The 20,186-nt window shown below is 49.8% G+C and carries 16 protein-coding genes and 1 pseudogene; 8 read left to right on the forward strand and 9 right to left on the reverse strand.

The features are described 5' to 3' along the window. Positions 1–10 precede the first annotated feature (10 nt). From RC73_RS02650 to pepA, 4 genes are all read right to left on the reverse strand, one after another. Complete coding sequence (locus RC73_RS02650) at positions 11–475, reverse strand: DNA polymerase III subunit chi (RefSeq protein ID WP_039033202.1); 465 nt, start codon at positions 473–475, stop codon at positions 11–13. A gap of 501 nt (positions 476–976) precedes the next feature. Further along, entirely contained in the window at positions 977–2,014 is a 1,038-nt protein-coding gene (locus tag RC73_RS02655) for an NADP-dependent oxidoreductase (RefSeq protein ID WP_039033203.1), read from the reverse strand. Positions 2,015–2,106: 92 nt separating this feature from the next. Then, complete coding sequence (locus tag RC73_RS02660; RefSeq protein WP_039033204.1) at positions 2,107–2,712, reverse strand: TetR/AcrR family transcriptional regulator; 606 nt, start codon at positions 2,710–2,712, stop codon at positions 2,107–2,109. Between the two features lie 529 nt (positions 2,713–3,241). Further along, entirely contained in the window at positions 3,242–4,750 is a 1,509-nt protein-coding gene (gene pepA, locus RC73_RS02665) for a leucyl aminopeptidase (protein WP_039033174.1), read from the reverse strand. A 238-nt stretch (positions 4,751–4,988) separates the two neighbouring features. On the opposite strand from pepA, the gene lptF reads away from it, so the two are divergent. Together lptF and lptG are read left to right on the forward strand one after the other, a co-directional pair. Beyond that, positions 4,989–6,101: an LPS export ABC transporter permease LptF gene (lptF, locus tag RC73_RS02670; RefSeq protein ID WP_039033175.1), complete on the forward strand. Its 1,113-nt coding sequence runs from the start codon at positions 4,989–4,991 to the stop codon at positions 6,099–6,101. After that, positions 6,098–7,156, forward strand: a complete 1,059-nt coding sequence (lptG, locus tag RC73_RS02675; protein WP_028781603.1) for an LPS export ABC transporter permease LptG — start codon at positions 6,098–6,100, stop codon at positions 7,154–7,156. Before lptF ends, lptG begins: the two co-directional genes overlap by 4 nt. A 182-nt stretch (positions 7,157–7,338) precedes the next feature. On the opposite strand, the gene RC73_RS02680 is transcribed toward lptG, so the two are convergent. From RC73_RS02680 to RC73_RS02700, 5 genes and pseudogenes are all read right to left on the reverse strand, one after another. Next, on the reverse strand, positions 7,339–7,842 hold the full coding sequence (locus RC73_RS02680; RefSeq protein WP_039033176.1) for an RDD family protein: 504 nt from the start codon (positions 7,840–7,842) through the stop codon (positions 7,339–7,341). Between the two features lie 25 nt (positions 7,843–7,867). Then, positions 7,868–8,119 (reverse strand): DUF2960 domain-containing protein, encoded by a 252-nt coding sequence (locus tag RC73_RS02685; protein ID WP_025011397.1) that lies wholly within the window; start codon positions 8,117–8,119, stop codon positions 7,868–7,870. Between the two features lie 26 nt (positions 8,120–8,145). Next, positions 8,146–8,496 (reverse strand): DMT family protein, encoded by a 351-nt coding sequence (locus tag RC73_RS02690; protein ID WP_025889282.1) that lies wholly within the window; start codon positions 8,494–8,496, stop codon positions 8,146–8,148. Positions 8,497–8,499: 3 nt separating this feature from the next. Continuing rightward, the gene (locus tag RC73_RS02695; RefSeq protein WP_025011398.1) at positions 8,500–8,985 is read right to left on the reverse strand and encodes a GNAT family N-acetyltransferase; all 486 of its coding nucleotides are present in this window, start codon (positions 8,983–8,985) and stop codon (positions 8,500–8,502) included. Positions 8,986–9,051: 66 nt separating this feature from the next. Then, a pseudogene (locus tag RC73_RS02700) lies at positions 9,052–10,486 on the reverse strand (carboxypeptidase M32). Positions 10,487–10,928: 442 nt separating this feature from the next. On the opposite strand from RC73_RS02700, the gene RC73_RS02705 reads away from it, so the two are divergent. The 6 genes from RC73_RS02705 (at position 10,929) to RC73_RS02730 (ending at position 19,851) form a co-directional block, all read left to right on the forward strand. Continuing rightward, entirely contained in the window at positions 10,929–11,561 is a 633-nt protein-coding gene (locus RC73_RS02705) for a YqiJ family protein (RefSeq protein WP_039033177.1), read from the forward strand. Positions 11,562–11,587: 26 nt separating this feature from the next. Further along, on the forward strand, positions 11,588–13,420 hold the full coding sequence (locus tag RC73_RS02710) for a flotillin family protein (RefSeq protein ID WP_082014227.1): 1,833 nt from the start codon (positions 11,588–11,590) through the stop codon (positions 13,418–13,420). A gap of 1,798 nt (positions 13,421–15,218) precedes the next feature. Then, positions 15,219–16,223 (forward strand): DUF2806 domain-containing protein, encoded by a 1,005-nt coding sequence (locus RC73_RS02715; RefSeq protein ID WP_039033178.1) that lies wholly within the window; start codon positions 15,219–15,221, stop codon positions 16,221–16,223. A gap of 140 nt (positions 16,224–16,363) precedes the next feature. Further along, complete coding sequence (locus tag RC73_RS02720; protein WP_039033179.1) at positions 16,364–17,413, forward strand: hypothetical protein; 1,050 nt, start codon at positions 16,364–16,366, stop codon at positions 17,411–17,413. Positions 17,414–17,523: 110 nt separating this feature from the next. Then, positions 17,524–19,293, forward strand: coding sequence for an ATP-dependent nuclease (locus RC73_RS19780; RefSeq protein WP_052247940.1), 1,770 nt, complete (start codon positions 17,524–17,526; stop codon positions 19,291–19,293). A gap of 78 nt (positions 19,294–19,371) precedes the next feature. Then, on the forward strand, positions 19,372–19,851 hold the full coding sequence (locus tag RC73_RS02730) for a hypothetical protein (protein WP_039033180.1): 480 nt from the start codon (positions 19,372–19,374) through the stop codon (positions 19,849–19,851). The last annotated feature ends 335 nt before the right edge of the window (positions 19,852–20,186 follow it).

Consider the following 20,186-nt stretch of genomic DNA (forward strand, 5'->3'; position numbering starts at 1 on the left):
CTGTCGTTTCTCAAACAAAATTAAGTGGTTGTGTTGCCAAATCCTGGGTGCTGAGCGTGACTCCCAGATTACGATACTGGCGGTATCTGTCCCTGGCCAGGGCCTTGTGTTGCTCATCACCGGCAACAAAATCTATGATCCTGCCAAAGTTTACCGCAAATGCCGGGGCTTCTGTGGCCAGATTGATCAGTATCGGGCGGCGTTGGTTGGGCCCCAGCTTGTCAAAGCCGATTTCAACCGGTGCACCGGCGGCAGGGCCTTCCCCTTTAAGGTTATGGGGCACGAAAGCACTGGGTTCAAACTGCCAAAGCAGTTCATCAATCCCATGGGCCTGCGCCTGATCCTCACAGTGAATATAGAGCCATTCACCCTTGGCATAATGCTGCCCGGCCAACTGACAGGCAAGCAGTTGCAACTGCTCGGCGCTTGGTTGCTGTGCTGCATTTGGCAGCAGATAAAAAGTTGCCTTGCTCATCGCCTGCATCTCACCCCTGCACAGAACACTGGTAGCCATTTGACATAAGAGGAGGATTTTACACCTTTTGGCCAAAGGTTGAAATGGTCAGCGCCATCCCGATAAGGCTCTTGAGCTATTAGCTAATAAGTCATACGTGCATAAAATGGATCAAGATTCAGTTTGGCGTTGTCTTGCTGCCAACCATATTGAGCTGCTGTTTGATGTTAAGCGTGAGGTGATTTTAAGGAAACCTAAGGAAGGCGCTAACAAGTCCCATGTGTGCTCTGCGTCGGCCTACAGGCCTGAATGCAAGATTCAAATTAAAGGAAGTGCCCGGATTGTCTTTGAATCCCGGTTTAAGCTGGAGCCAAGGCTTTGTTAAAGATGGCGTGAATAGCCTGAATTAAGCCGTTAAAATTGGCGGCCCTCTTGGCGTTTATGCTTAAGAGGGCCGCAGGTCTTGCTTTGCTGGTTACCGAATGGCCGCAGCAATCAATCTAGTGCAGCCATCAGTTTTTATCACAGCGGCTCGGCAACCTTGATCACCAGCTTGCCGAAGTTTTTACCTTCAAGCAGGCCGATAAAGGCTTGTGGGGCCTGCTCCAGCCCTTCGACCAGTTGCTCCTTGTATTGAATTTTGCCCTGAGATACCCAGGCATCCATATCCTTGGCGAACTCTTCATATCTGTGGCCATAATCGTCAATAATGATAAAGCCCTGCATCTTGATCCGCTTCACCAGAATGGTGCTCATCAGCAGTGACAGGCGATCCGGACCGGCCGGCAACTCAGTGGCGTTATATTGAGACACCAAACCACATACGGGGACTCTGGCGCTGGTATTCAGCAGGGGCAATACGGCATCAAACACCTTGCCGCCGACGTTCTCGAAATAGATGTCTATTCCCTGGTCGCAGACTCGGGCCAACTGCTCGGCGAAGTCCTCTGCCTTGTGATCCAGACACTCATCGAAACCCAGTACTTCTTTGGCGTGGCGACATTTCTCAGCGCCGCCGGCAATACCTATGACCCGGCAGCCCTTGAGTTTGCCTATCTGACCTACGGTTGCGCCAACCGGTCCGGTCGCGGCGGCAACCACCAGAGTTTCTCCCGCTTTGGGCTGGCCAATATCCAGCAGTCCCATATAGGCGGTGAAACCCGGCATACCCAAGACTCCGAGGGCGTATGAAGGGGCAGCAGGCGCTTTGCCGAGTTTCAACAATCCTTCACCGTCTGAAAGGGCATAGTTTTGCCAGCCGGTGTAGGCGAGCACCCACTCACCGACTTCAAAGTCAGGATGACGGGACTCTTCTACCTGGCAAACTGTGCCGCCGACCATGATATCGTTCACGGCTACCGGCTCGGCATAGGATTCTGCATCACTCATGCGGCCGCGCATGTATGGATCCAGCGACAGGTAGATGGTGCGCAGCAACACCTGGCCGTCGTTTGCCACCGGCTTGCTGCTGCTTTCCAGACGGAAGTTTTCTGCGTTGGGAGCGCCGCTCGGGCGAGAGGCCAGCACAATGCGCTGATGTGGGGTTTGATTGGCAGTCATAATAGGCTCCATTGGGTTTTATTGCTTGATTAGACCGGTCGTCTAGTGCTCGGTTAAAAAAATCCCGCCACCTGTGTGGCGGGGAGTATCTGTTATTGGCCGCTGTTGTCCAGCCTGCCTGCGAGTATGCTGTCAGTGGTTTGCATCGCCAGGTTGAGGGCGTTTTTATCCTGGGTCAGCTTGCTCATCAGGCTGGCTCCCAGCCAGAGGTTGTAAAGTAGCTGCGCCGTCTGTTCACTGTTGCCGACCTTGACAGAGCCATCCCGGTTTCCGGCTTCGATGCATTCGGCAATGGTGGCAATGATCCGCTTGGCGCCTTGCAGCAGCGCCATACGCATAGGTTCAGAGAGATCGGCTACTTCGGCGCTCAGCTTCACCACCAAGCATTTTTGTGCGCCGCAGACATCGGCGTCGCAATCCAGCCAGAGTTGCCAGTAGCTTTGCAGCCGCTGCAGCGCCGGAGTGCGTTCATGGCCCAAAAGTGCCTGCAGCTTATTCTGATAATCGTTGAAATAGTCCTTTATCAGGGCTTCGCCGAACTGCTCCTTGGATTTGAAGTAGTGGTAGAAGGAGCCCTTGGGGACTTCTGCATGTTGCAGCAGTTGTGACAGGCCAACATTGGAAAAGCCTTTAGTTACGACGAGCTGGTAACCCGTGTCCAGTATGTGTTGGCGTGTGCTTTGTGTCTGTGTGTTCATGACAGCCAGTATAATCACCATTAGACCAGTCGTCTAGTATTTTATTTGAACAGCAGTTGTTTGGCTTGAAATCTCAACGGCAATACCAAGTGACAAAAAAAAGTGACAGGAAGTAACTGGATGAAAAGCAATGAATTAAAGCGTTCAGAGTTAAAGTAAACGGGGTCATGTCGGCTGGAACTGTATTGGCAAACTCAGCTGTGCAAACTTAGTCTGAAGCCGAGTTTTATGGGGGCTGTTTTGAGCCACTGCCTTTCAACAGGGCGGTTTATTGTGGCTTAGCTCTGTGGCTTCGCTCTGTGGTTTGAGCCGTGGATGAATACCATTTTGCCCAAGCGCCGACGCTTTCGGCGATAATCAAAAGGCGGGGGCGATAATCAAAAGACGGGGGCGATAATCAAAAGACGGGGGCGATAATCAAAAGACGGGGAAGGAGCAGGGCAAAGGGAAGATTGGCTTTATAAAATAGCCCACAAAAAGAAAAAGCGAAGCACTGGGCTTCGCTTTTTATTGGCAGGGAGTCAGGCGCTTATTCGCCTTGCTCGACCCCGGCGCGGTTGAGCAGGAACTGCGCCAGCATAGGAACCGGACGACCGGTCGAGCCCTTGTTGGCGCCGCTGTTCCAGGCTGTACCTGCTACATCCAGGTGGGCCCAGTGGTATTTTTTGGTAAAGCGCGACAGGAAACAGGCCGCCGTGATAGACCCGGCAGGGCGTCCGCCCAGGTTGGTCATATCGGCAAATGGGCTGTCCAGCATCTCCTGGTACTCATCCCATATCGGCAGGCGCCAGGCGCGGTCACCACTCTGCTCACCGGCATTGAGCAGCTCACTCGCCAGTGGGTTATGGGCAGAGAACAGACCTGAGGCGTGTTTACCGAGCGCGATAACACAGGCACCTGTCAGAGTGGCGGTATCGACCACCAGTTCAGGGTCGAAGCGCTCCACATAGGTGAGTACATCACAAAGCACCAGACGGCCTTCGGCGTCTGTGTTGAGCACTTCCACGGTTTGACCGCTCATGGTGGTGAGAATATCACCTGGGCGATAGGCGTTGCCGGAAGGCATGTTTTCACAGCCGGCCAGTACCCCAACCACATTGATGGGCAGCTTCATTTCACAGATGGCCTTCATGGTACCCAGTACCCCGGCAGCGCCGCCCATGTCGTATTTCATTTCATCCATGGCTTCACCCGGCTTGAGTGAGATACCACCTGAGTCAAAAGTGAGGCCCTTACCCACAAGCACTATCGGCTTGGCGGTCGTGTCGACGGCGCCTTGATATTCCATTACTGTCATGATGGACTCGTTGGCACTGCCACGGCCCACGGCCAGGTAGGCGTTCATGCCAAGCTTGGCCATCTGCTCTTCACCAATAGTGCTGACCTTCAGGTTCTCATGCACTTCGGCCAATTGCCGGGCCTGTGAGGCCAGATAAGCCGGGTTGCAGATGTTGGGTGGCATATTGGCCACGTCGCGGCACAACTGCATACCGGCGGAAACGCCAACACCGTGCTCGATGGCGCGCTCGCCAACCGTCAGTTCACGGCGGGTTGGGACATTGAATACCAGTTTGCGCAGCGGGCGACGGGTCTCGCCCTTACGGGTCTTGAGTCCATCGAAGCTGTAGAGGGTAGAGCTGGTGGTTTCCACGGCCTGGCGCACTTTCCAATAAGTGTCGCGGCCTTTAACGTGCAGTTCGGTCAGGAAGCACACGGCTTCCATTGAGCCGGTATCGTTGAGGGTGTTGATCGTCTTGGTGATGATCTGCTTGTATTGGCGCTCGTCTAGTTCTCGTTCTTTTCCGCAACCTACCAGCAGAACCCGCTCACTCAGCACATTGGGTACATGATGCAGGAGCAACATCTGCCCGGGCTTACCTTCCAGATCACCGCGACGCAACAGGTTGCTGATGTAACCTTCACTGATTTTGTCCAGTTGTTCGGCGATGCCGGACAGGCGACGGGGTTCGTAAACGCCTACAACTATGCAGGCCGAGCGCTGTTTTTCGGGGCTGCCGCTCTTTACGCTAAACTCCATGAGCTCTCCTAGATTCTTTTAAAGACAAACTTTTTTATTTATTGGATAATGTCTGCTTGTGCCGCCTAAAGGCGGAAAATTTCCTGCAGCAGGGGGCTGGTTTGGCTGACAAGAATCATACGCCTGAAACAACCAAAATGCCGCCTGTTATGGTCAGAAAACTATCAAAAGTAGACAGTCTACATGAAAGTAACACTGACACCAGCAAAAAGATAAGTTTGGATACCGGATTCAGCCTGTGATTGTATTTAGATACTTGATCCGCGAAGTTTTGAAGGCACAAATAGCGGTGCTTTCAGTCTTATTAGCTATTTTTATCAGCCAGCAATTTGTTCGCATCCTGGCCGATGCCTCCGACGGCGAATTTCCCGCCTCCCTGGTGCTGACTCTGATAGGCCTTAATCTGCCCGAATTGACGGTGCTTATCCTGCCTCTGAGTCTGTTTCTGGGGATCTTGCTCGCCCACGGCCGCATGTATGCAGAAAACGAGATGGTGGTCTTTCACGGGGTCGGTATCAGCGAATGGTATGTTACCCGGGTAACCTTGATCCTGGCGTTGCTCAACAGCTTGTTTACCGGTTATCTGGCGCTTTATGTTGCGCCTTGGGCCCAGGACAAACAGCACGCGGTTTTGGAGAAGGCCCAGTCAGAGGCTGGGTTAGCCGCCCTGGTTCAGGGGCGCTTTCAAACCAGTGCCAATGGCCGGGCAGTGCTCTTTGTTGAAAAAATCAGTAAAGACAATGAATTGGAAAAAGTCTTTGTGGCCCAGCTTCCCGATGCGGAAGATGAGAGCGGCGTTACCAACCTGGTCGTGGCCCATGGTGGCCGGGTGGTGGAAGACGCAACAGGTGGCCAGCGGCTCAAGCTCGATGACGGCGTGCGTTATCAGGGAGCACCGAACCGGGTGGATTACCAGGTGATTGAGTTCGGCGGTTATCAGATGCAGCTCAAAGAGCAGGAAGTGGATGAGAGGGATCGCAAGTTATCTGCCGTGCCTTTCAAGGAGCTGCTCAATACGCCGGGGCCGGAAGCCGTAGCCGAATTCCACTGGCGACTGGCGATTCCGCTGGCTATCCCTTTGATGACGCTGATTGCTGTGCCGCTGGCGCGGGTCAATGTGCGCCAGGGCAAGTTTGCCAAGGTATTCCCGGCGGTATTGCTCTATCTTGGTTATTTCGGCTTGATGGTCGCCGGGCGCAAGGCGCTGCAGGATGAGGTGATCCCGGCCTGGCTGGGAATGTGGTGGATCCATGCCTCGGCATTGGTGATGGGCATCTTGCTGATAGGTAAGGGCAGACCTTTGGGCACTCGCCTGACCGGTCTGTTCAAACGCCGGGGGGCCGCAGCATGAAGATACTGGACTGGTATATTGCCAGAGTATTGCTCAGCACTTCTGCCCTGTGTCTGCTGATTTTGACCGGGCTTTCCGGGATCATCAAATGGGTCGATCAGCTGCGTTTGGTAGGGCGGGGCAGCTACACCATGATGGATGCCGCCGTCTATGTGCTGTTTTTGATCCCAAGAGATGTGGAGATGTTTTTCCCCATGGCCGTGTTGCTCGGGGCGCTCATCGGCATGGGCATGCTGGCCTCCAACTCTGAACTGATAGTGATGCAGGCCTCCGGCATGTCGCGGCTGCAGATCACCCTGTCGGCGATGAAGACGGCGGTTCCTTTGATGCTGATGGTAATGGTACTGGGGGAGTGGGGCGCACCGGTGGCGGAGCAGAAGGCCTATGAGCTGAAGACCAATAAGATCTCCGGCGGCAACCTGATTAAGTCTCACCGCGGGATTTGGGCCAGAGATGGAAACCTGTTCGTCAATATTGGCGAGATTGAGGATGTGACTCGTCTTGGCAATATTACCCTTTATGAGTTTGACTCTGAGCAGAAGCTGGCCAGTGTGGTGCACGCCGAGCAGGCTATTTACACCAAGGAATATTGGCGTTTATTGGAGGTTCGCCGCACTGTGTTCAAAAATGAGCAAGTGGTGCTGGATAACCTCAAGGAAGACAGATGGCCCTCCAGTTTGACACCGGACAAGCTGAGTGTGGTGTCGGTTAAACCCGATGCCCTGTCTATCCGCGGTTTGGTCGGTTATCTCGACTATCTGAAGAACAATAATCAGGATGCCAGTCGCTATGAGTTGGCGCTGTGGCGTAAGGTGATGCAACCCATCACAGTGGCTGTGATGATGCTGGTGGCGCTCTCTTTTGTGTTCGGGCCGCTTAGAACCGTCACCATGGGGGCCAGGGTATTACTCGGGGTGATAGCCGGCTTTACCTTCTATATCTGTAATGAGATCTTCGGCCCCATGAGCATAGTCTATGAGCTGCCGGCCTTGATGGGGGCCATGATGCCGAGTGTGCTGTTTACCGGCGCGGCTATCTACTATATCCGCCGCTGAGGACGCTGAGGATTGAGGGCTTGAGAGTAAAGCCGCTGCGGTTTAAAGCCTCCCTTGTTGATTAACCCTATGAAAAAGCCCTGTCACTGACAGGGCTTTTTGCTGTGGTTTGCGTATTAGTATCTAAAAAGCTCTATTTTAATGCTACCGCTACCTGGGTATTTCAGGCCATTACCTCAGAATCAGTGCCAGTTGCGCAGTGAGTTGGCTTCTTTACTGAGAAGCACCACTTCGGAGCGGGTCATGCTGTCCTGCAGTGCCAGTTTGTCACCGCTGAACAGGATCCACAGGTTGCCTATCCCCAGCAAGGACCAAACCACCCGTGCCAGCGCGGTAATAAAACTCAGGTTTTGGCCGTTGGGATGCTGTACCTTGAGGCGCCAGGCGCGCATGCCCAGAGTCTGGCCGCCCTTGGACCAAAAGAGAGCGTAGAAACCGGCCACACAGCAGGCCAGCCACAGCTGATAGAGGCCGTGATAGAGGCTGTTGCCATTGAGCAGATCCGAAACATGTTCATAGTTCCCCATGGGAATGAGGCCGGAGGCGGTCAGGCCGGTAAAGATCCCAAACCCTATGGCACCGGCAAACATGTAGACGGCTACCGCCAGCAACAGATCATAAACGGCGGCACCGAGGCGCTTGAAAAAGCCGGCTCGGGGAAAATTGGCGTGCTCTGGATTTATCATGGCTTAACCCTCTTTTGGGCAGGTATTAACCCTGCTCTTCTTCTTTGACAAAGTGGATATGACGAAATCCCATACGGGCGAATTCACTGGTGCGATAGCTCTTCAGGGCGCCGCCGCCTTTGGCTGTCATGGCGACTTGCTGCTCCATCGCCAGAAAACGGCTGAGATCTATTCCCTCGGCGGCGGCAACAGCCTCGTACATGTCGTGGTATTTGTCATAGGCAAAGTTGATCACTTTCGCGACCCCCTTGTATTCATAGGCGACCTGACGTGCCATCTTGTGTCCTCATTAAAGCAGTGGGCTCAAGCGAACTTACTGCGAAATATAAAATAAACGGCGCCGAGCATACACAACCCGGCCCAGAGATAGTCCAGTTTCAGCGGTTCTTTAAGGTAATAGAATGAAAAAGGAACAAACAGACTCAGGGTGATGACTTCCTGAAGTATCTTGAGTTGGCCCACATTCATCACACTATAACCAATACGGTTGGCCGGTACCTGCAAAAGATATTCGAACAGGGCTATGCCCCAACTGACCAAAGCGGCAATTATCCAGGGTTTACCTGAAAGGGACTTGAGGTGGCCGTACCAGGCAAAGGTCATAAAGATATTGCTCAGGCACAATAAGCCTATGGTGATGAGTGTGGGTTGCATCTGTCAGCGGGCTACCGGATAGACCATATAACTGGCGTCATCTGTATAGGTGGCCAACGATTTTTCGATACGCTTGTGGTTAAAGCCAAGCTTTTCCCAGTAACCACAGGCGCCCTGTACTGCAACCAGTGACAAGGAACCCAGGCGCAGTTTTTCCGCCTGCAGTTTGAGGGTATCAAACAGTTTGCGTCCGGCGCCGAATCCCTGAGCCCTGTTGCTGATGGCAATATCATGCAGATAAAGGGTGTCGGCCTTTGGCAGTGTGGTAATCGCCTTGTACAGTGGCGGAGGGGTGTCTTCGGTCCAGGGATGAGCCAGACAATAGCCTACCACCTGGTCACTCTTTTCAAGGACATAACAGGTTTGCGGTGATGCCTGCCACTTGCTCTTGAGTACATGTAAAGGTTCGGGGGCCAGCGCGTGGTAGCACTCTGCTTGAATTTCGCCTATGGCTTGCCAGTCATCCTGGCTAATGGCGCGTATCAACATCTGAATTCACTTTCTCTTTGCAGTTACTTCGTAGAAACGCGCCATTATACCATTTTTGCAGATAAATTAATCCAGATAGCGCTGTTGCAGATGGCGCTGCAGGAAGTTGGGATCCAGACTCTGCCCTGTAGCGCTGCGGATCAGTTCATCGGTTTCCAGCAGGCACCCCTTGGACCAGATTTTTTCATCCAGCCAGTCGCAAATCTGCCCCAGCTTATCTTGGCTCAGCAGGGCTTCAATGGGGCCCAATTCGGCTTCCATGGCAAATCTCAGCTGGGCGGCGTACATGGCGCCCAAGGTGTAGCTGGGGAAATATCCCAGTTCGCCCAAGGTCCAGTGAATATCCTGCATACAGCCATCTTTATAATTCCCGGCAGTACTCAGCCCCAGATATTGCTGCATCTTTTGATCCCAGAAATCGGGTAGGTCTTTTACTTCCAAGCTGCCGTCGATAAAGGCCTGCTCGGCTTCAAATCGCAGTAGTATGTGCGCCGGATAGGTGACTTCATCGGCATCGACCCGGATAAGACCCGGCTTGACCCGGGTGATATTGTCGACCAGTTCATGGGCCGATATCGGGCAGTCGAGATGTCGGCGAATTCTCGGATAGAGCTTGCTGATAAAGGCGCGGCTGCCGCCGAGTTGCATCTCAAAAAACAGGCTCTGACTCTCGTGGATCCCCATGGAGCGAGACATTCCGGCGGGTTGCCCTCGCCAATCCTTTGGCAGCGCCTGCTCGTAACGGGCATGACCCGTTTCGTGAATAGTGGAGGTGAGGGCAGCGATAAAGTCGTTTTCCGTGTAGCGACTGGTGAGGCGGATATCACCGGGCACGCCACCGCAAAATGGGTGCGAGCTGACATCCAAACGCCCTTGGTTGAAATCAAATCCCAGGTATTGCATCACCTCCCGTCCCAGCCGCTTTTGGTTTGCTATCGGGTAGTCGCCGGCGCTGCTCTTGTAACTCTGGTGCAGCTGTTTGTGCTTCACTTTTTGGATAAGCTCGGGCAACCAGTCCCGCACCGCTCCGAGAGTGCTCTCCAGCCGTTTACAGGTCATGCCGGGTTCAAATCTGTCCAGCATGGCATCGTAACCTGCCTTGCCTGTGTGCGCCGAGCGAGCCTGGGCTTCTTCTCGCACCAAGGCGATTACCGCCTCGAGATTGGGGCGAAACCCTTGCCAATCGTTGTTATGCCGCTGTTCGCGCCATTGGTTTTCACAGCGATAACCCGCCAGCGTCTTGGCCTGCACCAAGTCCCCCGGCACGGCGATGGCTTGGGCGTAGTGCCAGCGCATTTCTCTGAGATTGGCCCTCTGTTCGATACTGAGTTCGGCGGCCTTGGCTTCGGCGCCATCCAGCAAGCCGGGGCGAGGTTTTTAAACTGTGAATGTGTAATGCCAACTCGGCCATCGCCTCGGAGCGGGCCTCGCTGCCGCCCATAGGCATCATGGTGGCTTGATCCCAGTCCCCCAGGGCACTGAAATGCTCGAAGTGGCTGATGGTGCGAAAGTGCTGGCAAAGATGTTGGTATTCGGTTTTGGCAGTCATGGTTTGCTCTAAAATAATGGCATGCATCAGAGGGAACAGTTCTTATGCTAACCAAGCCAAGGGATCGTTCTCAAGTGTTTTTCGGCAGTTTTTGTTTTTGCGAAATGTAATTAAATTAATGCCTTGTAATAAAAAACAAAGTTTGCAATTCGGTTTTTGTCTGGGCGTTGCTGGGGTAAACCTTGTGGTTTGTTGCAACACTAACCCAAGCAAAGATAGCCTCAGTATGGAGTGGCTAACATTAATGTGAGCCGCTGCAGATTTCTGACGTTAAATGCAGATAAAAGCTATTGGAGTCAAAGCTTGCCAAGGGGTACACTCAGTAACGACCTGAAATAAACAGGCTTATATGGAATATTGACGACAGGTACAGTCGTCTACAAGGAGGAATCCTGTGCTGGACTTTTTTCTGGCCCAGTCCAATCTGCCCTATGCTGTAGCCTTGGCGATAGTGGCACTGCTTGGAGTGATAGAGGGACTCACACTAATTGCGGGTATCAGCCTGATGGCCGCTATGGATGACTGGCTTCCCGATGCCGATCTTGATACTGACCTGCCTCAGGGGGGACTGACAGCGCTGGCCGGTTGGCTCTGCCTGGATAGGCTGCCTGTGCTCATCTGGTTTGTACTGGCACTGGGATGTTTCAGTATTACTGGCTACCTGCTTAACTATTTTTCCTGGCTGCTCACCTCGGCCCTGTTACCGCAAGTGTTTTCCTTGTTGCTGGCCTTGCCGCTGGCGGCGGTTGCCTGCCATTTCCTCGGTGGGCAGTTGGCCAGAATCCTTCCCAAAAATGAATCCAGCGCCGTCTCAATCGAAGATCTCAGCGGCAGCGTCGGCACAGTGACACTCGGCTGCGCCATCAAGGGTAATCCCAGCGAGGCTGTGGTTCAGGATCAATACCGTCAAAAACACTATGTCCTGGTCGAACCCGAGGACGAAGACACCGAATTCCCGGCAGGGGTGCAAGTGGTGCTGCTCAGACGCAGCGGCCGCGTGTGGTCTGCCACCCGTTTTGAACAATAATCCAACCAAAGAAGGAAACAACAGGAATGGAAACCATCCCGGGTTTAAATACCAGCGGCACCAGTATGTTGCTGTTTACCGCAGGCGCAGTAGTGCTCTGCCTGTTGGTGATAGGGTTTATTTTTGCCAAGCTCTATTGCCGCGCCACCAAAGAGATGGCCTTTGTGCGCACGGGTTTCGGTGGTGAAAAGGTAGTCAAAGATGGCGGCGCCATTGTCCTGCCGGTACTGCATGAAATTATTCACGTCAATATGAACACCCTGCGCATCGAAGTGGGCAAGACCCAAAAAGATGCTCTGATCACCAAAGACAGAATGCGGGTGGACGTCAAGGCCGACTTTTACTTGAGGGTGGCCCCCAATGCCGAAGGTATCTCCATGGCGGCCCAGACATTGGGCGGTCGCACCAATAGGGTGGAAGAGCTCAAGAAGCTGATGGAGTCCAAGTTTGTTGACGTGCTGCGCGCCGTGGCTGCCGAAATGAACATGACAGAGATGCACGAACAGCGGGCCGACTTTGTACAGCGGGTGCAGAACAACGTTGCCAACGATCTCGAGAAAAACGGTCTGGAACTGGAGTCGGTCTCTCTGACAGGTTTTGACCAGACAGAGCTGGAGTTCTTCAATGAGAACAACGCGTTTGACGCCGAAGGTCGTGCCAGACTCGCCAAGATCATCGAAGAAAAGCGCAAAGAAACCAACGATATTCAGCAGGACAACCGGATCCAGATTGAGCTGCGTAACCTGGAAGCCGAAAAAGAGTCGCTGAACATTGAAAAGGCCGAAGAGGAAGCACGTTTGATCCAGCAGCAGGCACTGGAGTTCAAGCGCGCCGAACAAAAGGCCGAGATCATCAAGCAGAAAGAGCAAAAGCAGCGTGAGGAGCGGGAGGCGGAAATCGCCAAGGAACGCGCCATCGAGTCGGCGGAAATAGAAAAGACCAAAGACATAGAAACCCGCGAAATTGAAAAGCGTAAGCAAATTGAGCAGGCCAGAATTCAGCAGCTGCGAGATATCGAAGTCTCCGAACAGGAGAAACAGATTGCGGTTGCCGCCAAGTCGGAAGAAGAATCTGCCGCCAGGGCCCGCGCCGCCGAGGCCGAAAAGCTCAAGGTTGAAAAAGAGGAAGCGGTAATCACAGTGCGTCAGGTGGCTGAGGCTAATCGTCGCAAAGAGATTGAAGTTATCGACGCCCGTAAAGAGGCAGAGCGGGAAGCCGTTGGGGTCACAGTTCAGGCTGAAGCCGAGAAACGCGCCGCCGAAGATAGATCCATAGCGATACTGACCGAAGCCCGCGCCAGTGCCGATGCCAAGATGCTCAAGGCCGAGGCCGATGAGAAGGTGTATGCGGTGGAAGCGGCCGGTAAACAGGCGCTGCACGAAGCCGAGAACGTGTTGCGTGACGAGCAAGTTGCCCTGCAGCGCTCACTGGCTATCCTCAAAGTTCTGCCGGAAATCGTCGCCAATGCGGTTAAACCGCTGGAAAACATCGAAGGCATCAAGATCCTTCAAGGCTATGGCAGCGGCGTAACCGGCCAACTGGGGACTGCTTCTGATGGCGCAGGTGTCAAGGGCGGCATTGCCGAGCAGGTTACCAGTGCGGCACTCAACTACCGTGCCAACGCGCCTGTGGTCGATGCCATGCTCAGAGAGTTGGGGTTGGTAGATGCCGAAAAGGGCGGGCTGAATGATCTGCTGAGTGGCAACAACATGCTCACCCATGAAGCGCTGCAAATCGCCCGGGATACCAAGGCCTGTGCCGAGCCCAAAGTGGAGACGGTAAAGCCTGTCAGCCAAAACAATGTGGCCTATGAAGTGACTTTGGATATAGATAAGCCTGAGCAACCGAGAAACGCTTAAGCCCAGTTGTACTCATCAATGAATGCCCTCCATCGGAGGGCATTTTCTTATCAGGTATAGCTTCTTATCAGGTATAGCTTCTTCTTATCAGGCATAGCCTCGGAAAATTCGTTTTCAATTTTCCAAGCCGGCCTCGGCTACGCTAATATGCAAACAACGCCTAGCGGCGGCTTTGAAGGAAAGTCGGTGCAATTCTTTCCACACAGAGTTGTTTTAAGCTGCAGATATATGCCTATTTTCCAGGCGCTTGCGGAACTGTGACCTTCCGAGGCATGGATGCCGAGGCAGAGCTTACAGGGAAGTACTCGCAGCGAGTCACAGGATCGCCTGTGCAAAAAGCGCACCGCAGGTGATGGGGGGCAAATTAACCAGCAGCTCAGAGCAAATTTTTTGGTGAGTTTGGGCTTAAAGCCATGCTAGCCGCTGTGCCAGCGGCGTAAAGTCGTGGAGCAAATGCATCCATGCACAACGGCCAGTTCGCCATCCCTGGCTCTCGCTCGAAAGCACGTTGTTACGCAACTCTCGCCGCCCCACACCCGACCAAGAAGGGATCAACAGCAATCCCCTCTTGGATCTCCCTTGCCGCCCCACACGCTGTCGAAAGCCCCTCGGCCTTATGGCGCAAATAACTATCGCTTCAGACGCTCCGAGTCACATCCATGTGACTCTGACCCAGCTCAACATCCTGTTTCGCGCTCGTGAGCTCGTCGCTAAGCGACACTCGCCCCTGATTCGACTGTCGCTGCTTCGGCATCCAAATCCTTCCATGGATAAAGGCCAGCTCGCCTTCCTTGGCTCGCGCTCATAAACACACTCGCCACCGGCGAGCATTCGCCCTCAGCCACGTTATTTGTGCCAACGGCTGTCGGCGACACCGAGGGGGAATTGGTACAACTCTGTTAGCGCTGAGTAGCTTGAAATATCTGAAGAGTTTGCAGACATACACCTATTTTCCAGGCACAGGCGGAACTGTGACCTTCCGAGCCAGGGATGGCGAGGCAGAGCTTACAAGGACGTACTTGCAGCGAGTCACAGGATCGCCTGTGCAAAAGGCGCACCGCAGGTGATGGGTTACAACTTAGCTAGCCGCTAGGATCAAGTTCATTAGTAAGTTTTGGCTTAAAGCCATGCTAGTCGCTGTGCCAGCGGCTTAAAGTCGCGTCGCTTTGGGTTTCAAACCCAGTCAATTCTGTTGTAAAAACAACCCAAATTAGGGTTTTGTTGCCTTTGTCAAAACTTGACCTTTGGCTAATTGTTTTCACATTCAGTACTGGGTATTGTATAACCAATTCAAACGCTTAGCTTTAGCACTTCCTTAAGCTTAAGGCCGAAAGCAGTAGCACTTTTCCGTTTTCAGCGGAATGTAGGGACAAACAGAGTTTGGACCCGTGCGGTAGCCATGGCTTTACTTAACGTTTTTTTGTAAGGCCTGGGTTGTAGGGCTCTTGGTTTTAAGGCCCTTAGTTGCAGGGCTTGGAGCGCTTATGACAAGCGCCTAATAACTGATTTTCTATACAGTATTATTGCCGTTCCAGGAAAAATGCCGGGAATTTGTAGCTAAGTTTGCGCGTTATTTCTGTAACATTTTAGAAAATAGCATCAAATTCATAATGTTAAAAAATACAGCTGGTAGATAATAGGTTTGGAAACCACGCATGCGCGTTTAGCTGCAAGGGATATTAGGACTAAACTCTATTATATCCAGCGAATACAAATAGATAGCGATGCGTGTTTACACTCCTCCGAGGACTAAAACGCGCATGCGCACTATACAGCTGTTAAGCAACAAAGGGTAAATATGAATATTCCAGGTGAAAATTTAATAATTAAGATGTGGGATTCTCTTGTTGACAAGGGTATTGGTAGTATTCTTCAACCGTGGCAAGAGCGACGAGTCGGTGAAAGCCGATTAGATCTTAAGCGCCAAGAAATTCTAAAAATTGCTGAAGCAGAAAGGCTAGCGGAAGATATTAGAAACGGTAATATTCAATTTGAGAGTCCTCAGTTAGAAAATTTTCTTGAGAATAGGCAGGGAAGAATTGAGCCGACTCTTGGGGTTGAATATGCAGTGAGAAACTCTTTTGGAAAAAGTGTCAGTGAAAATATTCGTAAGGAAGCAAATGTTGCGAAATCAATACTGATCGCAGAGGATTTATTGGCTGATGACGCCACCCCCGTAAATGAATCTAAGATTGAAGATGACTGGTTGTTCAATTGGCAAGAATATGCTGGTCGTGTGTCCTCCGAGGACTTGCAGCAGCTTTGGGGCAAAATTCTAGCTGGCGAGATTAAAAGTCCAGGGTCATATTCATACAGAACATTAGATTTCTTAAAAACTTTGTCAAAGGCTGACGCTGAGGTTATTGCAATAGCTGCACAATTTGTTGTCGAAGGTGTTATTTTTCGAGAGCATGATGAAATTCTTGAAAAGGCAGGAATTAACTTTGGTATCTTGATGTATTTACAAGAGCTGGGGATATTATCAGGAGTAGAGGCTGTCGGGCTACAAACCAAATGGAAAAGTTCACAACAGACCCGTTTTATTAAAGGTTTAATTTCATATAATCATTGTCTAATTTTGGAGCACGAGAACGCTCAAAAAGTCGCTAGTAAGCCAGTTTACTTAGTTACCACAATAGGTAAAGAAGTGCTAAGTCTGGCTCAATTTGGCGCCAATAAAGACTATTTGAAAGCTGCTGGTACTCTATTTGCCAAACAAGGCTTTAAGGTAAAAGTTGCAGATTGGCTTCAACAAACGAAAGATTCTGGTAGATTTTATAATGCAGAGGAAATTGTTGCTTAACAAACGCTTCAAGACGGATTCGCAACGCGTGGCATTTTTACTATGCGTTGAATTTAGTGATTTAGGTGGTGTGCAGGAACATCGTATTGCGTTGCTCACCACTTAAGCGGGCGTTATCTCTTTATTGGAGCCATAACTCTATGAACCTGTTTGAGCCGATTGTTGAAGACGCAAAACTTCACAAAAATTTTCGTTCAATCATGAGAGAGTCTAGGACTTTGGAGCGAGCTGAACTTCAACGTTGGGCTGATGGATTTCCAGATCGAGACGGTAAGTTTGCCCGAGAGTTTCAGACTTCTTTTAACTCTTGTTTTTGGGAAATTTACCTTTACGCCTTGTTTAAGGAATTTGGGTTTGAATTTAACTGGGATTCAGCTTCACCAGATTTCCACATCAAGAGAGACAATATTAGTCTTATTGTTGAGGCAACAACAGCAAACAACAGCCAAGGGAAAACCGCAGAGTGGGAGTATTTCCGCTCCGCTGATGAACTTCAAAATATGCGTTTTGGAGAAATGAATCGAGAATCAATCATAAGACTTTCGAATTCATTTATATCAAAGGCTAAGTTATATAAGCGAAAATACAGTGAACTCGAACATGTAAAGAAAAAGCCATTCATACTTGCGATAGCACCGTTCGAACAGCCGAACTTCAATTTGCAATACAACAGACCAATAGTGGCTCTGCTTTATGACTACTATGTAGACGAAGATGCATATCTAGATAACCCCGAGAAGTATCCGGATGGCCCTCCAGGTCGAAGCCTGGGATTTATAGAAAAGGATAATGGGGCAGAAATTGAACTAGGATTCTTTGCCAGTGGAGGCTTCCCTGAGATTAGTGCTGTTATTTTTAGCTGTACTGCTACTTGGGGAAAAGTTGATGCCATGACCAAAAATCCTAATGTTAAAAGAATTGTTTCTACGGTTTGGGGAAATGGGGCCAATGGGGTTCCTGAAAAACGTATATCCGATGCTAGCCGCTATTCTGAAACGATTCAGGACGGTTTGCAGATTTACCATAATCCATATGCGCTGCGTCCTCTAAACCCTGATACGTTTAGAAAACCTGGGGTGGTTCAGGTTTTCGGAAACCCTGTGACGAAAGAACTAATTTGGGAAGGTGAAGAGAATTGCTTGATGTACCGCATGATGAATAACCTTAACTTTGATGGTAATAAGAGATAACAAGCAGCTGAATCGGATTCCGCAAAGTCAGCACAATTTTTGCGGAGCAAAAATATGTGCCAACTTTGCTCCACCGCTTAGCTTGATCGTTAGGCCACAAGGAGTAAGTAGTGAAAATTGAAAGTATATGGATTAAAAACTGGCGCTCTGTAAAAGAAGAAAAGCTAAAAGCACAAGATCTAATGGTCATCATTGGTCAGAATAACCACGGCAAGTCGAATCTTTTATCTTCCGTCTTATTCTTCTTTGGTGAGATAAAGCAACAAGATCTGGACTTCTTCCATGGTTCTTCTGAACTATTTGTAGAAATTGAGTTTGGTGATCTTGATGAGTCAGATAAAACTACTTTCAAAAAGTATTTAACTTCTGAGGGAAAAATAGTCGTAAGAAAAACAGCCTTTTTAGGTGGTAGTTTTGAATACCGAGGATACATAGAAAATCCATCGGAGGATTGGCTTCAAGAAGCGAATGCTTCTGCTTACACAAAAAGAGAACTAGCGTCCAGCCTGCCATTCCATCCTTATATTCCTGATTCTGGACGAATCACCAAGCAAAACATCATCGATGCCCAAAACGAATACATCAAAAACAACAGGGAAGATATTCAATTCGCTTTTGAGCTTGAGACCACAAATTTTCTGGGGTTGAAAAGTGTAGCAAAGGGAATATTTGGTGAAGTTTACTTTATACCAGCTGTAAAAGAAGCATCGGATGATTTTTCTTCTAAAGATTCTAGTGTTTTCGGAAAAATGTATGCTGATGTTGTAGATTTGATGTCTGAGCACAATAAAGACTGGAAGGAAACAAAGGAAAAACTCGGAAAACTATTTTCCACCCTGAACAAAAAAGATCATGAAGGTAACGACAATAATGATCGACCTAAACAATTGACTGACTTTGAGCAAGAGTTAACTGATGAGCTAGTTGCGTGGGGTGCAAAAGTAGATATTGAAGTAAGTGCTCCTGATATTGAGAATGTATTTAAAGCAAATACTCAGGTTTGGGTTGATGACGGTGTAAGAACTGATATAAAACGAAAAGGACACGGTTTACAGCGAGCTCTCACAGTTGCGCTAATACAAGTAGTTGCAAAAAAAGCTTTTGCCGAGGCAGCATCGGCGGAAGAACAAGGAAATAGAAAAGCATCAAATTCTAGATACTTTATATTCGAGGAGCCTGAGCTTTATTTACATCCTCAAGCGCAAAGGTCGTTATTCGACTCATTCGTTGCTTTGTCTGAGTCAGGAAGTCAAGTGATCCTCTGTACGCATTCAAGCGGTCTTATTGATGTTGAGCGTTATAAGTCTATTTACATAGCAACAAAGAATGATGAAGTAAACGGAACTAAGGTTAAGCAATGCACCGAAGATTTGTTTGAAGGAGATTCAAAAAAAGACTTCAATCTTTCCTACTGGATCAATCCTGATCGTGGTGAATTATTCTTTGCCAGTAAAGTTGTGTTGCTAGAGGGAGCTACAGAAAAAACTGTATTTCCTCTATTGGCTAAAGAGTTAGGTGTATTTAGGTACGAATATACTTTAATCGATTGCGGTTCAAAAGATAATATCCCCCTTTACGTTAAGCTTATGAATAAGTTTTCTATCCCGTATGTCGCTGTTTATGACAGAGATCATCAAGCTCACAAAGGGGTAGATGCAATTGCGTCGGCAGATCGATCAACACAAAAAATTGTTGATGAAATTGATATCAATATAGGTTCTTCGATGGTATTGGAAAATGATATAGAAGAAGAGCTTGGCTTGCCAAATGGTGGAAGTAGCAAACCTTATGTGGCATTAAGTCACATTACCGCAGAAGGCTTCGCGGTCACTCCACAAATGGATCAAAAAATCAGAGCAATTTATGACGCAGAGGCCTAACAAGTTGCTGCACTCGGAAAAATTACTCGCTGCGCTCCTAATTTTCCGGTGAGCAAGGCGTTATGTTTCAGGAGAGTCATGGCTACTTGGCAATTTTTAGTTGTATTAATTCCAGCTTCATGGGCTGAGGAAAATAGCTATAGTTCATCTGCACTCTATGATGAGGAGGGCTATGATACCGAGTGCGCCTGGAACGGACGACAACCTGAATCAGATTTTAAAGACACGCTTGGTGAGGTTCTTCCTCCATCAAAGTCATGGCATGAGGAATTACTGACCTGGGGTAATGAGAAAGAGCACGATATTCAGGTTTGGTACGAGAACGAAACAATTGATGGTATACACATTCGGTTAGATCTAAACCAGAATCTAAACGAAATCATCATCAAAGTAGTTAAAGCAGCTCATGCCCTTAATTGTGCACTTTTCTTTCCAGAGCTTAAGTTAGTCGCTGAGGCTAATGTGTTTGAAATGAAGAATGCCATTAAAAATTCAAATGCGGCAAAGTTTGTTAGCAATCCACAAGAGTTTATAAATGAACTTAGTAAAAAAACATAACAAGTCAAAGCACTCGGACGTGGTAAAGCTGTCCCCGAATTCAGATAATAAGTGCACCACTCATGGTTAAACGGTGAGGAGAGATCAACTGCCTGTTGGTGATACTCTGTAGTCGCCAAACAAACATGAGTAGTTACCATGAATTACAAGCAGTTGATCGTAACTGTCTATGAGGACAGCCATATCTTTTTGATGTTTCGCCCAGGCTTGACTAGGCTTTGAAATACCCATCAAAGCTCAGTCGAGGTTGGTTATGACCACAGCCCGTCGTCAGTTGATAGGATAGAGGTAGTGTTCATAAATCTGTGTCATTTGAGTAATATACACCCAAAAGG

Source organism: Shewanella sp. ECSMB14102, from assembly GCF_000813075.1.
GTDB classification, from domain to species: Bacteria; Pseudomonadota; Gammaproteobacteria; order Enterobacterales; family Shewanellaceae; genus Shewanella; species Shewanella indica.

What these genes read in the sequence shown, in the direction of transcription:
- RC73_RS02720 (WP_039033179.1), top strand. Translation starts at nt 16,364, where the DNA reads ATGAACCTGTTTGAGCCGATTGTTGAAGACGCAAAACTTCACAAAAAT.
- RC73_RS02710 (WP_082014227.1), top strand. Translation starts at nt 11,588, where the DNA reads ATGGAAACCATCCCGGGTTTAAATACCAGCGGCACCAGTATGTTGCTG.
- RC73_RS02660 (WP_039033204.1), bottom strand. Translation starts at nt 2,712, where the DNA reads ATGAACACACAGACACAAAGCACACGCCAACACATACTGGACACGGGT.
- RC73_RS02685 (WP_025011397.1), bottom strand. Translation starts at nt 8,119, where the DNA reads ATGGCACGTCAGGTCGCCTATGAATACAAGGGGGTCGCGAAAGTGATC.
- RC73_RS02690 (WP_025889282.1), bottom strand. Translation starts at nt 8,496, where the DNA reads ATGCAACCCACACTCATCACCATAGGCTTATTGTGCCTGAGCAATATC.
- RC73_RS02655 (WP_039033203.1), bottom strand. Translation starts at nt 2,014, where the DNA reads ATGACTGCCAATCAAACCCCACATCAGCGCATTGTGCTGGCCTCTCGC.
- RC73_RS02715 (WP_039033178.1), top strand. Translation starts at nt 15,219, where the DNA reads ATGAATATTCCAGGTGAAAATTTAATAATTAAGATGTGGGATTCTCTT.
- RC73_RS02680 (WP_039033176.1), bottom strand. Translation starts at nt 7,842, where the DNA reads ATGATAAATCCAGAGCACGCCAATTTTCCCCGAGCCGGCTTTTTCAAG.
- lptG (WP_028781603.1), top strand. Translation starts at nt 6,098, where the DNA reads ATGAAGATACTGGACTGGTATATTGCCAGAGTATTGCTCAGCACTTCT.
- pepA (WP_039033174.1), bottom strand. Translation starts at nt 4,750, where the DNA reads ATGGAGTTTAGCGTAAAGAGCGGCAGCCCCGAAAAACAGCGCTCGGCC.
- RC73_RS02650 (WP_039033202.1), bottom strand. Translation starts at nt 475, where the DNA reads ATGAGCAAGGCAACTTTTTATCTGCTGCCAAATGCAGCACAGCAACCA.
- RC73_RS02730 (WP_039033180.1), top strand. Translation starts at nt 19,372, where the DNA reads ATGGCTACTTGGCAATTTTTAGTTGTATTAATTCCAGCTTCATGGGCT.
- RC73_RS02695 (WP_025011398.1), bottom strand. Translation starts at nt 8,985, where the DNA reads ATGTTGATACGCGCCATTAGCCAGGATGACTGGCAAGCCATAGGCGAA.